At 73.5% G+C, this 13,851-nt stretch carries 13 protein-coding genes and 1 riboswitch; of the genes, 1 reads left to right on the top strand and 12 read right to left on the bottom strand.

Annotated elements, in window-relative coordinates:
* Positions 1-71 precede the first annotated feature (71 nt).
* The 11 genes from ACZ4D5_RS39165 to ACZ4D5_RS39115 all read right to left on the bottom strand — a co-directional run bounded on the left by ACZ4D5_RS39165 (position 72) and on the right by ACZ4D5_RS39115 (position 12,033).
* Positions 72-1,559 carry a PepSY-associated TM helix domain-containing protein gene (locus ACZ4D5_RS39165; RefSeq protein WP_467777262.1) on the bottom strand — a complete coding sequence of 496 codons (1,488 nt, stop codon included), beginning with the start codon at positions 1,557-1,559 and terminating at the stop codon, positions 72-74.
* A 136-nt stretch (positions 1,560-1,695) separates the two neighbouring features.
* The gene (gene mmsB / locus ACZ4D5_RS39160; RefSeq protein WP_467777261.1) at positions 1,696-2,652 is read right to left on the bottom strand and encodes a 3-hydroxyisobutyrate dehydrogenase; all 957 of its coding nucleotides are present in this window, start codon (positions 2,650-2,652) and stop codon (positions 1,696-1,698) included.
* A complete protein-coding gene (locus ACZ4D5_RS39155) occupies positions 2,649-3,725 on the bottom strand; it encodes an enoyl-CoA hydratase/isomerase family protein (RefSeq protein ID WP_467777260.1) in 1,077 nt (358 codons plus the stop codon). Before ACZ4D5_RS39155 ends, mmsB begins: the two co-directional genes overlap by 4 nt.
* On the bottom strand, positions 3,722-4,897 hold the full coding sequence (locus ACZ4D5_RS39150) for an acyl-CoA dehydrogenase family protein (RefSeq protein WP_467777259.1): 1,176 nt from the start codon (positions 4,895-4,897) through the stop codon (positions 3,722-3,724). The genes ACZ4D5_RS39155 and ACZ4D5_RS39150 overlap by 4 nt, the downstream gene beginning before the upstream one ends.
* Before the next feature lie 5 nt (positions 4,898-4,902).
* The gene (locus ACZ4D5_RS39145; RefSeq protein ID WP_467777258.1) at positions 4,903-6,402 is read right to left on the bottom strand and encodes a CoA-acylating methylmalonate-semialdehyde dehydrogenase; all 1,500 of its coding nucleotides are present in this window, start codon (positions 6,400-6,402) and stop codon (positions 4,903-4,905) included.
* Positions 6,403-6,616: 214 nt separating this feature from the next.
* Positions 6,617-6,796: riboswitch (cobalamin riboswitch) on the bottom strand.
* A 144-nt stretch (positions 6,797-6,940) separates the two neighbouring features.
* Positions 6,941-8,005, bottom strand: coding sequence for a cation diffusion facilitator family transporter (locus ACZ4D5_RS39140; protein ID WP_467777257.1), 1,065 nt, complete (start codon positions 8,003-8,005; stop codon positions 6,941-6,943).
* Positions 8,006-8,182: 177 nt separating this feature from the next.
* A complete protein-coding gene (locus tag ACZ4D5_RS39135) occupies positions 8,183-8,566 on the bottom strand; it encodes a peptidase inhibitor family I36 protein (protein WP_467777256.1) in 384 nt (127 codons plus the stop codon).
* Positions 8,563-9,114, bottom strand: coding sequence for a hypothetical protein (locus tag ACZ4D5_RS39130; protein WP_467777255.1), 552 nt, complete (start codon positions 9,112-9,114; stop codon positions 8,563-8,565). Before ACZ4D5_RS39130 ends, ACZ4D5_RS39135 begins: the two co-directional genes overlap by 4 nt.
* Entirely contained in the window at positions 9,111-9,488 is a 378-nt protein-coding gene (locus ACZ4D5_RS39125; protein ID WP_467777254.1) for a hypothetical protein, read from the bottom strand. Before ACZ4D5_RS39125 ends, ACZ4D5_RS39130 begins: the two co-directional genes overlap by 4 nt.
* A gap of 232 nt (positions 9,489-9,720) precedes the next feature.
* Entirely contained in the window at positions 9,721-11,343 is a 1,623-nt protein-coding gene (locus tag ACZ4D5_RS39120; protein WP_467777253.1) for an amidohydrolase, read from the bottom strand.
* A 39-nt stretch (positions 11,344-11,382) separates the two neighbouring features.
* Entirely contained in the window at positions 11,383-12,033 is a 651-nt protein-coding gene (locus ACZ4D5_RS39115) for a TetR/AcrR family transcriptional regulator (RefSeq protein ID WP_467777252.1), read from the bottom strand.
* Between the two features lie 71 nt (positions 12,034-12,104).
* Here ACZ4D5_RS39115 and ACZ4D5_RS39110 point away from each other — a divergent pair, with 71 nt between their 5' ends.
* Positions 12,105-13,559, top strand: coding sequence for a purine-cytosine permease family protein (locus ACZ4D5_RS39110; protein WP_467777251.1), 1,455 nt, complete (start codon positions 12,105-12,107; stop codon positions 13,557-13,559).
* Here the strand turns inward: ACZ4D5_RS39110 and ACZ4D5_RS39105 are convergent.
* Positions 13,537-13,845 (bottom strand): SCO0607 family lipoprotein, encoded by a 309-nt coding sequence (locus tag ACZ4D5_RS39105; protein WP_467777250.1) that lies wholly within the window; start codon positions 13,843-13,845, stop codon positions 13,537-13,539. The genes ACZ4D5_RS39110 and ACZ4D5_RS39105 overlap by 23 nt on opposite strands.
* Between the last annotated feature and the right edge of the window lie 6 nt (positions 13,846-13,851).

Genomic DNA, 13,851 nt, shown 5'->3' with positions numbered 1-13,851 from the left:
GGCGCGCCCCTGCGCCGGGCCGCGGGGTGGGCGCCAGGTATCGGTCACCCGGGGTTGGGCTCGCTCGTTCCTCACGCGTACGTGCGCCTCCCCCGCCGGTACGCGATCTCACCCAGCACGATGTCCACCGCGAGGAACGCCACCAGCGGAATGCCCAGCAGCGGCACGAAGTAGCCGAGGACGGCGACCGCCGCCATCAGGGGGACCAGGATGTGCGCCGGGACGTCCCGCCACGCTCCGCGCGGCATCGGGCGGCCGAAGCGCGCGCCGCGCCCTCGCTGCCACCACATCCGGTAGCCCCACACGATCAGCAGGACCAGGCACAGGGCCAGCGCGGCGAGCGCGATCTGGTTGGCCAGACCGAAGAGGGTGCCGGTGTGCGCGTCGATGCCCCAGCGCGTCAGCTTGGCGAGGACCGGATAGTCGTCGAACCGCAGGACATCGGTGACCTCGCCGTTCGCCGGGTCCACCGCGACGGAGTCCTGCTTCTCCGGCCAGCCGCGCCCGATCTGCTTGACCACGTACGCGGACGAGGCGTCGGCGGGCGGCACGATCTCCACGGGGTTCGAAAGGCCCTGCTGCCGGGCGGACTTCAGGACGGCGTCCAGGCCGACGTCCGTCCTGTCCGTGTCCGTCGCTCCCGTGGCCCCTGAGGCCGGGCCCGCACCGGCGCCGTGCCCCGCGTGCTCCCCGCCCGAGCCCGCCGCGGGCGCCCCGTCGGACGTGACGCTCGCCGACACCGCGGGCGTGGTCTGGCCGACGGCCTCCCGCAGGTCGCCGATGCTCTCGCCCGCGTACGCCGACCAGGTCAGGCCCGTCGCCGAGAGGACGAACAGGCCGAGCGCCGCCCACACGCCGACCGTGCCGTGCAGCGACAGCGTGCGGCGGCGGCCCTTCGCGCCCCGCAGCTTCCGCCGCGCCCTGCGCCGGCCGAACCACAGGACGAGACCACCGCCGGCGATCACCCAGAGCCAGCTGGCGGCGAGCTCGCTGTAGAGGCGGCCCGGCTCGCCGAGGTGCAGATCGCGGTGGAGTTCGTCGATCCAGGTGCGCAGCGGCAGGGCGCCGCTCGACCCGTACTGCTCCAGCGCGCCGCGCACCTCGCCCGTGTACGGGTTCACGAAGACGGCGAGGGTGCGGTCGGGGTCGACGCCGGGCACCCCGGACAGCAGGACGCGCGTGGTGGCGCCGTCCTCCGGGGACGGGCGGACCGCGCTGACCTTCCCCTCGGGGTGCGCCTCGCGGGCAGCGGCCACCTGGCGGGCAAGGGGCAGTTCGTTCTTGTCGGAGGCCACGGGGACGCGCAGCTCATCGGCGTACACGATCTTCTCGGCCTCGAACGAACCCGCGTAGAGCAGGCCCGTCACCGCCGCTACCAGCAGGAACGGCGCGATCAGCACACCGGCGTAGAAGTGCAGGCGCAGGACCAGCGGGCGCAGGGACGCCCAGGGGGACCTGCGCCCGGCGGGCCGGGCCCCCGAAGCCGGTGGCGACGGCTTCGGGGGCTCGGCTGGCTGCTGCCCGTCGCCTGCGGCGAGGACGGTGGGTTCGGCGGGCATGACGGGCTCTCCTGGATCGACGCGGTCGAATCGACCGACGGGCCGCGGCCCGGCTTCGGCCGGACCGGTCCAGGAGTCGGCCCGGGGACCGACCGAGTTCCCGCCTCCTCATGTGACGTACGCCACCGGGGAGCGGTCAGGTCGCGCCGGCTCCGTCCTGTCCCGGCGCGCCGGACCGGCGCCTGATCGTCTGGACGATCGCCGAGAAGTCCCTCGCCCCGCCCTCGCCCGCGGCGAACTCCTCGTACAACTGGGCCGCCCGCAGGCCGAGTTCGGCTTCCACTCCGGCCGCGCGGGCGGCCCCCGCGGCCAGGCCGAGGTCCTTGGCCATGAGCGCCGCGGCGAATCCCGGCCGGTAGTCGCGGTTGGCGGGGCTCGCGGGGACGGGGCCCGGCACCGGGCAGTTGGAGGTGAGCGCCCAGCACTGCCCGGACGCGGTGGAGGCCACGTCGAACAGGGCCTGCGCGGACAGGCCCAGGCTCTCGCCGAGCACGAAGGCCTCGCTGACCGCGACCATCGAGACGCCGAGGATCATGTTGTTGCAGATCTTCGCCGCCTGCCCGGCCCCGGCGGCCCCGCAGTGCACGGCCTTCTTCCCCATCACCGCGAGCAGCGGCTCCGCCTCGGCGAACTCGGCCGCGCCGCCGCCCGTCATGAAGGTCAGCGTGCCCGCCTCGGCCCCGACCACCCCGCCGGAGACCGGGGCGTCCAGGGCGCGATGGCCCGCGGCGACCGCGGCCTCGTGGGCGAGGCGGGCGTCCGCGACGTCGATGGTGGAGCAGTCGACGAACAGCGTGCCCGGGGCCGCGGCGGCGAGCAGCCCTTCGTCGCGGTAGAGGGCGAGGACGTGGCGCCCGGCGGGCAGCATGGTGATCACCACGTCGGCGCCGGAAGCGGCCTCGACGGCCGAGTCGGCGGGCACGACGCCCCTGCCCGCGGCCTCCTTCAGCGCGTCGGCCACCAGGTCGTGTCCGACGACGCGGTGGCCCGCCGCGACGAGGTTCGCGGCCATCGGCCCGCCCATGTGCCCGAGGCCGATGAAGGCGATCGTCCTCCGTGTCGCCCGCCCTGCGGCGTCCTTGGTCCCGCTCACCACGCCACCTCCTGTCCCGCGCCGCCGTCGGCCAGGGAGAGTTCCCGGTCGCCGAGCGGTGCGAAGTATCGTTCGACGTCGTCGTCCGTCACCTCGGCGAGCGTGCCGGGGTGCCAGCGCGGCGAGCGGTCCTTGTCGATGACCTGGGCGCGGATGCCCTCGGCCAGGTCGGGCGCGCTCAGGGCGGCGCAGGAGACGCGGTACTCCTGGTCCAACACCGCCTCCAGCGAGCCCAGTTCACGCGCCCGGCGCAGCGACGCCAGGGTCACCTTCAGCGCGACGGGCGACTTGGCGAGCAGCGTGTCGGCGGCCTCCTTCGCCGCGCGCGAGCCGTCCGCGAGGAGGCGGTCGACGATCTCCTCGACGGTGCCCGCGGCGTAGCAGCGGTCGATCCAGGGCCGCTCGTCCGCGAGAGGGCCCGGCGGCGCGTCCCCGACGTACCGCGCGAGGACTTCTCGTACGGGCGCCTCGGCGAGGTCGGCGAGCAGCCGGGGCAGTGACGACGACGGCACGAAGTGGTCGGCGAGGCCGCACCTGAGCGCGTCGCCCGCGGTCACCTGCGCGCCGGTCAGGGCGAGATGGGTGCCGAGCTCGCCGGGCGCGAGGCCGAGGAGGTAGGTGCCGCCGACGTCCGGCACGAAGCCGATGCCCGTCTCGGGCATGGCCACGCGGGAGCGTTCGGTGACCACGCGCACCCCGGCGTGCGCGGAGATTCCGACGCCGCCGCCCATCACGACGCCGTCCATGACGGCGACGTACGGTTTCGGGTAGCGGGCGACGCGGGCGTCGAGGCGGTACTCGTCGCGCCAGAAGGCCCGTGTCGCGTCACCGCTGCCGACGGTGACGTCCTCGTGGATGGACCGGATGTCGCCGCCCGCGCACAGCCCGCGCTCCCCCGCGCCGGTGAGCACCACGGTCGCGACGGCGGGGTCGCTCTCCCATGCGGTCAGCGCCTCGTCGATACGGCGGACCATGGTGTGGGTGAGGGCGTTGAGGGCGCGGGGGCGGTTGAGGGTGATGTGCGCCGCGCGGCCCTCGACGCGCAGGACCACGGGGTCGTCGGCCGCGGTCATCGGACGGCCTCGGTGAGGCCGCGGGCCACGATCACGCGCATGATCTCGTTCGTTCCTTCCAGGATCTGGTGGACCCGCAGGTCCCGGACGATCTTCTCGATGCCGTACTCGCTCAAGTAGCCGTATCCGCCGTGGAGTTGGAGGGCGCGGTCGGCCACGGAGTAGCCGGTGTCGGTGGCGAACCGCTTGGCCATGGCGCACAGTTCGGGGGCCCGCGGGTCGCTCCGGTCCAGGGCGTCGGCGGCCTGGCGCACCAGGGCGCGGGCCGCGGACAGCTCCGTGGCCATGTCGGCGAGCCGGAACCGCAGGGCCTGGGAATCCAGGAGGCGCGCGCCGAACGCCTCGCGGTCGGCGAGGTGGGCGATGCCGCGGTGCAGGGCGCTCTGCGCGCCGCCCAGGGAGCAGGCGGCGATGCCGAGGCGTCCGCCGTTGAGGCCGTTCATGGCGATGCGGAAGCCCTCGCCCTCGGCGCCGAGGCGGCGGTCCGCGGGGACGCGTACGCCGTCGAGGACGACCTGTCGGGTGGGCTGGGCGTTCCAGCCCATCTTGCGTTCGTCGGCGCCGAAGGACAGGCCCGCGTCGTCCCGTTCGACGACGAACGCGGAGATGCCGCCGGGCCCTTCCTCTCCGGTGCGGGCCATGACGACGTACACCTGCGAGGTGCCCGCGCCGGAGATGAACTGCTTGACGCCGGTGAGGACGTAGTGGTCGCCGTCGCGTTCCGCGCGGGTGCGCAGGGCCGCCGCGTCGGATCCGGCGCCGGGTTCGGTGAGGCAGTAGCTGCCGAGCGTCTCGGCCGCGCACAGGCCGGGCAGCCAGCGGGCGCGCTGGCTCTCGTCGCCGTAGCGGTCGATCATCCAGGCGACCATGTTGTGGATGGAGAGGTATCCGGCGATGGAGGGGCAGCCGGTGGCCAGGGCCTCGAAGACGAGGGTTCCGTCGGTGCGGCCGAGCCCCGAACCGCCGTGTTCCTCGCGTACGTAGACACCGCCGAGGCCCAGTGCGGCGGCCTTGCGCAGTACGTCGACGGGGAAGTGCTTGTCGCGGTCCCAGGCGACGGCGTGCGGCGCGAGGTGTTCCTCGGCGAAGTCGAGCGTGACCTCGGCGAGGGCGAGCTGGTCCTTGGTGAGGGCGAGTTGGCCCTTGGCGAGGGTGCCGTTCGGCGACGTCATCGCGGTCATCCCATCGTGGGGATGGTGAAGTCGGCGCCTTCCCTCGCTCCGGATGGCCAGCGCGAGGTGACGGTCTTGGTGCGGGTGTAGAAGCGGATGGCGTCGGGGCCGTGCTGGTTGAGGTCGCCGAAGCCGGAGCGCTTCCAGCCGCCGAAGGTGTGGTACGCCACCGGGACCGGGATGGGTACGTTGACGCCGACCATGCCCGCGCCGACGCGGCGGGAGAAGTCGCGCGCGGTGTCGCCGTCCCGGGTGAAGATGGCGACGCCGTTGCCGTAGGAGTGCTCGGTCGGCAGGCGCAGGGCCGCCTCGTAGTCGGCCGCGCGGGACACGCACAGGACGGGGCCGAAGATCTCCTCGCGGTAGATCCGCATGCGCGGTGAGACCCGATCGAAGAGCGTGGGCCCGGCGAAGAAGCCGTCCGCGTGTCCGGGCAGGGTGAAGTCGCGTCCGTCGACGACGAGTTCGGCTCCTTCGCCCACGCCGATGTCGACGTAGCGGCGTACGCGGTCGAGGGCTTCGCGGCTGACCAGCGGGCCGAAGTCGGCCTCGGGGTCGTCGGAGCGGCCGATGCGCAGCTCGGCGACGCGTTCCTTGAGGCGGGCGACGAGCGCGTCCGCGGTCTCCTCGCCGACCGGCACGGCGACCGAGATGGCCATGCAGCGCTCCCCCGCCGAGCCGTATCCGGCGCCGATGAGGGCGTCCACGGCCTGGTCGAGGTCGGCGTCCGGCATCACGATCATGTGGTTCTTGGCGCCGCCGAAGCACTGGGCGCGCTTGCCGTTCGCGGCGGCCGTGGCGTAGATGTGCGCGGCGATCGGGGTGGAGCCGACGAAGCCGAGGGCCTGGACGCGGGAGTCCTCGAGGAGGGTGTCCACCGATTCCTTGCCGCCGTTGACGACGTTGAGGACGCCGGGCGGCAGGCCCGCCTCGAGGAAGAGCTCGGCGAGCCTGAGCGGTACGGAGGGCGCGCGCTCGGACGGCTTGAGGACAAAGGAGTTGCCGCAGGCGAGGGCGGGCGCCGCCTTCCACAGCGGGATCATCGCGGGGAAGTTGAACGGGGTGATCCCGGCGGTGACGCCGAGCGGGACGCGCAGGGAGTGCACGTCGATGCCGGTGCCGGCGTTGTCGGTGAACTCGCCCTTGAGCAGGTGCGGGATCCCCGCGGCGAACTCCACGACCTCCAGGCCGCGTTGCAGGTCGCCATGGGCGTCGGAAACGGTCTTTCCGTGCTCGCTGGACAGCAGGCGGGCCAGCGACTCCCGCTCCCCTTCGACGAGTTGGAGGAACCTCAGCAGCACGCGGGCGCGCCGCTGGGGGTTCCACTCGCCCCACTCGCGCTGCGCGGCAGCGGCATCGGCGATCGCCGCGGTCGTCTCCGCGCGCCCGGCCAGCGGCACCTGCGCCTGTACGGAACCGGAGTTGGGGTCGTAGACATCGGCGAAGAGTCCGGACGTGCCGGACACGTGCTTGCCGCCGATGAAATGTGTCAGTTCACGGACCATGAGAGCCTGCTCTCGTCGGGTGAGATCCGGGGATGGCACGGCAGACCGACGGCGGCACCGGGGTGGGGGTGCGCGGCCGGGAATGACGTGGGACGCGAAGGCTCAGGAGCCGTCGCGGAGTCGGGGGGCGTCAGGGGCCACCGCTCGCTCCGCCGGTTCACCTGGGTCGTGGGTACGGACCGGTGCCATGCGTGTCTGCTCCATCCTCGTGGACAACACGGAACACCCCGCGGCCGGTATCCTGACTCCCGGATCAGCGCGCGTTCTCCCGCCTTCCCGACGGCACTTGTCCGTCAGTGGCGCATCGCTCCACGAGAACGCGCTCCCCGGTCACAGTGGCGGGACCGCGCCGGATTCACACCGGCTTCCCTGCACCGCGGGCTCTGGTCACGAACATATAGTTGGACGTCCTAGTAAGTCCACCCCGACTTACACGAAGGCCGGAAGCAGCGCCTCCGCCACCGCCTCGACCGAGGGCGGGAAGACCTCGGCCTGCTCCAGCAGTTGCGGGCGGCGGAGTAGGGCGGGGCAGGGACGTTCAGGTCGGTGCGTGGTGGGCCAGCGCGTGGTGCGGGTCCTGCTCGCCTTCGACGGGCGCGGGGTCGGCGTGGACCAGCGCCGCGGTCAGCCGGGGCACCGCGTGCAGCAGCGCGTGTTCGGCGTCGACCGCCACCTGGTGCGCCTCGCGCACGCCGAGTGAGCCGTCCACGAAGACCGCCACTTCGGCGCGCAGCCGGTGCCCGATCCAGCGCATCCGCAGCTCGCCGACACCCCGTACGCCCGCCACGTCCAGGAGAGCCCGTTCGGCCGCGTCGACCAGCGCGGGATCGACCGCGTCCATGACGCGCCGCAGGACCTCGCGGGCGGCGTCCCGCAGCACCAGCAGGATCGCGGCCGTGATGAGCAGCCCGACCACCGGGTCGGCGAACCGCATGCCCAGGGCTGCGCCGCCCGCGCCGGGCAGCACGGCCAGCGAGGTGAATCCGTCCGTGCGGGCGTGGAGTCCGTCGGCGACCAGCGCGGCCGAGCCGATCTCGCGGCCGACGCGGATGCGGTACCGGGCCACGCATTCGTTGCCGACGAAGCCGACGAGCGCGGCGGCCGCCACGACGGGGACGTGCTGCATGTCCCGTGGGTTCAGAAGCCGTTCGAGGGCCGTCCACCCGGCGAACGCGGCCGAGGCGGCGATGGTGAGCACGATGACGAGGCCCGCGAGATCCTCGGCCCTGCCGTATCCGTACGTGAAGCGACGCGTCGCGGCCCGCCTCCCCAGGACGAACGCGATGCCGAGCGGCACCGCGGTCAGGGCGTCCGCGGCGTTGTGCACGGTGTCGCCGAGCAGGGCGACGGAGCCGGAGACCACGACGACCACGGCCTGTGCGAGGGCCGTGAGCCCCAGCACGGCGAGCGACATCCAGAGCGCCCGCATCCCGCGCGCCGAGCTCTCCATGGCGGTGTCGACCTTGTCGGCGCTGTCGTGGGAGTGCGGCACGAAGAGATGCCGCAGGCGGCGCCGGAGGGAATGGGCGTGGGGGTGGGAATGGGCGTGGGGGTGGGGGTGTCGATGCGGGTGAGGGTGCTCGTGGTCGTGGCGGTCGCTCACGTGGGGCCCCTTCCAGTACGCGGACTTCCAGTACGCGGACGGCGCCCCTCATTGTGTGCGTACGAGCGCCCGCGAGGCGTGCGTATGGCTACACGCATGCGGCCCTCACCTGCGCATCTTTCGCACCGGCACGGTGCGAGGTCCCTGCGGTGTCGCTGTGGGGCGACTACCGCGCGCTCAGCAGCCCATCGCCCACGTGTGGGAGTCGCCGCGGTCGTTGGCGGTGGCGTTGTAGCCGACCTCGTCGCCCGGGCGGAGGCAGATCGTCATGTCGCCGCCGGTGGAGGGCCACTGGACGGCGTCCTCGTGGACCTGGACGTGGTCCTTGACGCCGGGTCCGGAGATCCCGTGGTTCGCCCAGGAGGAGTCCTCGTCGGCGATCCAGCTCTCCCACCATTCGTCGTCGCCCGATGCGTTCATGCGCTGGCCGCCGAAGTTGGCCTCGGTCCAGGCACAGAAGTTGCCGCTCGGGCAGTCCGCCGCCGACGCGGGTGCGGCCGTGGTCAGACCCATGCCGGTGGCGAGCAGAACGGCGGCGAGCAGGGCTACGGGGTGTTTCATGAAGGGTTCCTTTCCTTGCCTACTGCGGTGAGTGAGTGGTGCTGCGCGGACGGCCCGTCGAGTTCTGCGGTGAGCAGTTCCCGCGCCTCGGCGAGTGCGTGCGCGCGCATCTCCCGGTAGGCGGCGCGGTCGCTCGGCAGGGCCTTGGACTTGAGGTTGTTGACGTGGGTGACCGCCCGGAACCAGCGGCGCTGGTCGCCGTAGAGACGCCGCTCCGCGGTGGCCAGGCAGCCGTCGGTGTGGTGGCCGATGACGTGCCCGCTGGGCAGCTTGAGCCTGAGCTCGGTGGGGCCGGTGCCGAACAGCGCGCGGTCGACCCGGCGGGCTTCGGCCGCGTCGGAGGGCGGGCGGCCGGGGCGCGGCGGGGTGAGTCCGCGACCGGTCAGGCAGCGGTCGGTGAGCAGGAGTTGCGCTGCCTTGAGGGTGTCGTCCGGGCTGAGCGAGACGGTCGGTTCGCGGGGCGTACCGCAACCGGCCAGGCCGGCGAGCGGGGCCAGCAGACACAGCGCCGTGAGCGCAGCGCCGCGCGTGCGCCGCCCGGGGTTCACCCCTGCTCGCAGTCAGGGTGTCGGCCGGTGTCGAGGGCGTCGAACTCGTCCCACCACTCCCAGCCCCCCGAGTGGTCGGCGCCGTGGATCCTGCGCCGCGGACAGGGTCGCGGACTCGGGACGTGCGGGGCGTACACGGTCGTGTCGACCTGTGAGCCGGACGACTTGGCGTGGCGGTGCGCGCGGTCGGCGGGCACGGCGAATCCGCCGGCCGCCCGGTCGCGGCGCCAGGCGCCACCCGCCCCCGCCTCTCCCGGCTCGGGCCAGGAGCAGACCTTCCCCGGCGCGCCCCCGGCCGGGGGCGCGAGCGGAGGTGACGCGGTCGGCGCGGGTACCGCGAGGGTGCCGGACACGGCAAGGACAGGGCGGCTCAACAGGGCCTCCGGGTGCGACAGCTGGACGATGCACGCGCTGCCTTCCCGGGCGTTGCCGCAGGCAAGCGCGGCGCCCGGAGACGTCACTCGAAACAGCGAGTTGTCATATCGCGGCGAGCACGGCCCACGGCACGCACGCCCACCTCTGGCCCCGCGTCTTCCCCCCCGAACCCCGCACCCGGCCCCGGCCCCGGCCCCGGCCCGGAGAGCTTCGCCCGGCCGACGAGGCGCGCTACACGGCCTCGTCCCGGTGCGTGGGCCGGCCGTCCAGGACCGTCAGGAGCACCGGCAGGTCCGGCAGGTCGGTGGCGGCGGTGGTGAGCGGGTCGTCGGCGAGGACGGTGAGGTCGGCGCGGTGGCCGACGGCGATGCGCCCCGCCTCGTGCTCCTCCCCCGCCGCGCGGGCCGCGTTGACGGTCATGCCCCGCAGCGCCTCCAGGGCGGTGAGCGCCTGCTCGGGGCCGTGCGGGGCCTGGTCGAGGTCGCGGCTCGGGCGACGGTGGCGGGCGCCCGCCATGACGGCGAGCGGCGGGTAGGGGGCGATGGGCCAGTCGGAGCCGAGGACGACCGTGGCGCCCGAGTCCCACAGGTCGCGGCAGCGCCAGGCGCGCGAGGCGCGCTCCTCGCCGAGGCGGCGCGACCAGTTGTCGGTGTGGTCGGCCCGGGTGAAGTCGCAGCAGTGGGTGGGCTGCATGGAGGCGATGACGCCGAGTTCGGCGAAGCGGCCGAGGGTGTCGTCGGGCACGGTCTCGATGTGCTCGATCCGGTGCCGCACGTCTCGCCCTCCTGCGGCCATGGCCTTCTCGACGGAGTCCAGGGCGTGGCGCACGGCCGCGTCCCCGATGGCGTGGGTGGCGGTGGGCACGCCCGCGCGGTGGAGCGCGCCGATGACGTCGGTGTACGCGGCCGGGTCGGGCCAGAAGGCGTGCGTGGACTCCCCGTGGCAGTCGGGGCGTTCGAGCCAGGCGGTGCCGTTGTCGATGGTGCCGTCCATGAAGAGCTTGACGCCCGCGGTGCGCCACAGGGCGCCGCCCGTGCCCTGCCGCTCGATGAGCGCGCGCAGCCCGTCGGCGTCGGTGCCCGGCTGGCACCAGGGGGCGACGCGCAGCCGCACCGGCAGCTCGCCCGCCGCGTCCAACTCGGCGTACAGCGCGAGGCTTTCGCCGTTCGCGTCCATGGCGTGCCCGCCGGTCAGACCTGCGGCGGCCATGGCGTTCAGGGCCGCGGCGAGCCGGGCGCGGCGCTCGCCGTGCGTGGGCCGCGGAGCCACGCGCTCGACGAGTTCGCAGGCTGCGTCCTCCAGGAGCAGCCCGGTGGGCCGACCCGCTTCGTCGCACACGACCTCGGCCGCCTGGTCGAAGGTGCGCGGGCCGTCGACGCCGGCGAGTTCGAGGGCGCGCGGGCTGGCCACCATGGAGTGGGCGTCGAAGAGTTGGAGCAGGGCCGGGACATCGTCGAGGACGGGGGCGAGGGCCTCGGCGGCCACGGGGCGGTCCCCGAAGACGTTCGGGTCGAGGCCCCAGCCGCGCAGCCACGCGCCGGGGGCGAGCGTCCCGACCTCACGGGCGAGCGCCTCGCGCACCGCGGCCAGGTCGGCGCAGCCCGACAGGTCGAGGCCGTCGGTCAGCTCGGCGCCGGAGACGGGGTGGAGGTGCCCGTCGACCAGGCCGGGCGTCACGACGGCGCCCTTCAGGTCGATCACCGTCGTGGCGCAGTCCGCGAGCGCGCGTACGTCGTGGTCGTCGCCCAGCGCGGAGATCCGCCCCGCGGACACGGCCAGGGCGGTCTGCGGCAGGAACCCTCCGGTGGCCGGGTCGAGCAGACGGGCGCAGAGCAGGACGAGAGGGGTGGACACCAGGGGGCTCCTCGGGGCGGGGTCGGCGGGTGACGGAGGTCAGTGCTGGGCGGACGTGTCGGGGTCGGCGGTCAACGTCCCGTACTCGAGCCCGAGTTCGCGCTCGGCCGTGGTGACCGCCATCCGCCTCACCGCTTCGGGGCGGTTGCTGACGTCGGTACTGGCGTGGGTGCCGAGACCGTCGAGCACCACCAGAATCTGAATGGCCGTCACATCGGGGTCGGCGGTGCGGAATTCGTCGCGCTCGACGCCCTCACGGATGAGCCCGGCGAGTCGCCCGCGCCAAGCGGCCTCCTGCTCGGCCACGCGGTCGCGGAGCACGGGGCGGTAGCGCCTGAGATGCCGCGCGTTGATCCAGAGTCGGCTGATGTCGTCGTACGCCTCGCCGCTCGCGCGTGCGAAGAACCGCGCGAGGTGCGACGTGGGGTTTCCCCTGGTCCGCTCGACCGGCAGGAGGCCGTCGAGCTCGGCGCTCGCGGCGCTGCCGAACGCCTCGGCGACGAGGTCCTCGGCGGAGGGGAAGTAGTGGCTGATCAATCCCGGGCGCACGTCGAGCTCCTCGCCGATGCGCCGGAGGGTGATGCACTCCAGGCCCTCCGTCAGGGCGATGGCGGCGGCCGCGGCGACGATTTCCGCACGTCGGGCGGCCGGTGATTTCCGAACTCGCTTGCGCTGAACGCTTGACGACATGCCCGCAACGCTATTGAGTGTGCGACCAATAAGCAAGCAGACGGCTGCGGCGAGCACCCTCGGAGGGCTTCATGGCGTCCACGATCCCCGACCCGCACCCAGGCACGGACGGCGCGCACGCGGCGGCTGTGCCGCTGGACCCGGCGGGCCGCATCGAGGTGCACGGGATCGACCACATTCCCGAGCGGGAACGCCACGGCCGCCCCCGGGAGCTGTTCGCCGTGTGGGCCGCGGCGAACGTGAACTATCTGAGCCTGGTGGTGGGCGGCGCCCTGATCCTCATGGGTCTGACCCTCCGGCAGGCCCTCGCGGTGATCGTCGTGGGCAATCTGACCTGGCTCGCGGTGGGGCTGCTCGCCGTCTCGGGTCCCGCCTCCGGCACGCCGAGCGAGGTGGTCATGCGGGCCATGTACGGCGTCCGCGGCAACCGCGTGAACATCGCGATCACCGGCTGGGCCATCTGCATCTGCTACATCGCGCTCAATCTCTCCGCCGCGGCCCTCGCCGCCTTCTCCCTCGTCGACAGGGCCGGGGTCCCGCTCACCACCGGCACCAAGATCGCTGTCGTGGCCGTCATCGCCGCGCTCACCCTGGCCATCAGCGTCTACGGCCACGCCACGATCATGAAGCTGTATCTGCCGATCACGGTGGCCCTCACCCTGGCCTTCGCCGTCGTGGCCCTCTACGTGCTCGACCGCACCGACTTCGGCTACGCGCCCGCCGAGCCGCTGACCGGCGCCGCCCTGTGGACGGCCCTCGTGGGCGGCGTCACGCTCATCGCCTCAGGACCGCTCTCGTACACCAACAGCGCCGACTTCTCACGCTACCTGCCCCGCGCGACCTCGCGGAAGGCGATCGTGGGCTGGACCGCGCTCGGCGGGTTCCTGCCCAGCGTGGTGGTCTGTTCCCTGGGCGCGTTCGCGGCGACCGCAGTCCACATGACCGACCCGCAGACCGCGCTGGAAGGCATCCTGCCGAGCTGGTTCACGCCCGCCTTCCTGCTCGCCCTGGTGCTCGGCACGATCTCCCTCAACGCACTGACCGCGTACAGCGCGGGGCTCGCCCTGCAGTCCGCGGGCGTACGCATCCGCCGTTCCCTCAGCGTCCTCGTCGACGGCGCGTTCGCCGTCGCGCTGACCCTGTACGCGCTGCTCGTGTCCAACTTCCTCGACACCGTCAGCAACGTCCTCCAGCTGACCGTCGTCCTGCTCGGCCCCAGCATGGCGGTGTACGCGACGGACATCGTGCTGCGCCGGGGCCGCTACGACGGCCCCGCCCTCACCGACGAGTCCCCCGGCAGCCCCCACTGGTACACCGCGGGCGTCAACTGGCCGGGCGCTCTGGCCCTGGCGTCGGGCACGGCCGCGGCGGCGCTGTGCGCGAACACCCTGTACACCGGTCCGGTCGCGCACGCGCTCGGTGGACTCGACCTCGCGCTGCCCGTCGGCGTCGTGGTGGCGTCGGGCGTCTACGCGCTCACGCACCGCCGCCCGGGCCACAAGGTCACTGGCCGTCCTTCAGCTTGACGATCCTGCCGTCCTTGTCGACCGTGTGGGTGTTCCAGTACTCGTCCCACTTGTCCCCGACATGCTCGGGGACCTTCCCCTCCGGGTAGCGGGCGTACCCCTTCGGGGGTTCCTCGCCCTTGGACACGCACGCGCTGCCGCTGCCGCCCACCGCGAGAACCGGGTACTCTCCCCCGCCACAGATCGCGTCCTGCGTGGAGCAGCCCGTCAGCACCGCCACGGACGCGCCCGCCAGCGCGAGGCCCGCCAAGACCCTCGCGGGACGACCGCCGTATGCGGGCGCCATCGTTCG

It is taken from the genome of Streptomyces sp. NPDC025651 (assembly GCF_055558735.1).
Note: the sequence above shows the minus strand (reverse complement) of the source record. Positions and strands in the feature narration are given on the sequence as shown.

Excerpts from the sequence above, each read along its gene's own strand:
- ACZ4D5_RS39110 (WP_467777251.1), top strand. The coding sequence starts at position 12,105 with ATGGCGTCCACGATCCCCGACCCGCACCCAGGCACGGACGGCGCGCAC.
- ACZ4D5_RS39105 (WP_467777250.1), bottom strand. The coding sequence starts at position 13,845 with ATGGCGCCCGCATACGGCGGTCGTCCCGCGAGGGTCTTGGCGGGCCTC.
- ACZ4D5_RS39135 (WP_467777256.1), bottom strand. The coding sequence starts at position 8,566 with ATGAAACACCCCGTAGCCCTGCTCGCCGCCGTTCTGCTCGCCACCGGC.
- ACZ4D5_RS39165 (WP_467777262.1), bottom strand. The coding sequence starts at position 1,559 with ATGCCCGCCGAACCCACCGTCCTCGCCGCAGGCGACGGGCAGCAGCCA.
- ACZ4D5_RS39145 (WP_467777258.1), bottom strand. The coding sequence starts at position 6,402 with ATGGTCCGTGAACTGACACATTTCATCGGCGGCAAGCACGTGTCCGGC.
- ACZ4D5_RS39155 (WP_467777260.1), bottom strand. The coding sequence starts at position 3,725 with ATGACCGCGGCCGACGACCCCGTGGTCCTGCGCGTCGAGGGCCGCGCG.
- ACZ4D5_RS39115 (WP_467777252.1), bottom strand. The coding sequence starts at position 12,033 with ATGTCGTCAAGCGTTCAGCGCAAGCGAGTTCGGAAATCACCGGCCGCC.
- ACZ4D5_RS39150 (WP_467777259.1), bottom strand. The coding sequence starts at position 4,897 with ATGACGTCGCCGAACGGCACCCTCGCCAAGGGCCAACTCGCCCTCACC.